Below are 555 nucleotides of genomic sequence, written 5' to 3' on the forward strand. Positions count from 1 at the left end.
ATGGATGTAAGAGCGGCGGTTGCGTTTGAGGCGGGTAAGCCTCTGGAAATTGAGACGGTTCAACTGGAAGGCCCGCAGGCGGGTGAAGTTCTGGTGGAAATCAAGGCAACAGGCCTGTGCCATACGGATAAATACACCCTATCCGGCGCAGACCCGGAAGGTCTGTTTCCCGCCATTCTGGGCCATGAAGGCGCTGGTATTGTGCGCGAGGTTGGGGCCGGGGTAAGGCACCTCAAGCCGGGTGATCATGTTATTCCGCTCTACACGCCCGAATGCCGGGAATGTAAATCCTGTCTGTCCCGTAAAACAAACCTGTGCACGGCCATTCGGTCCACACAGGGGAAGGGCCTGATGCCGGACGGCACATCCCGCTTTTCCTTCAAGGGACAGCCGATCCATCATTACATGGGCTGTTCCACCTTTGCGCATTACACCGTTCTGCCGGAAATCGCGCTGGCCAGGATCCGGCCAGACGCTCCGTTTGATAAGGTCTGCTATATCGGCTGTGGTGTCACCACTGGCATTGGGGCGGTGTTGTTTACCGCCAAGGTGGAA

General features: G+C 57.3%; 1 protein-coding gene. It reads left to right on the forward strand.

Going from position 1 to position 555, the window contains the following annotated elements; translation table 11 throughout:
• On the forward strand, positions 1-555 hold a 555-nt coding region (locus tag AD944_RS00040), incomplete at both ends, for an alcohol dehydrogenase catalytic domain-containing protein (RefSeq protein WP_156477203.1).

The sequence above is a fragment of the Acetobacter tropicalis genome (genome assembly GCF_001580915.1).
GTDB classification, from domain to species: domain Bacteria; phylum Pseudomonadota; class Alphaproteobacteria; order Acetobacterales; family Acetobacteraceae; genus Acetobacter; species Acetobacter tropicalis.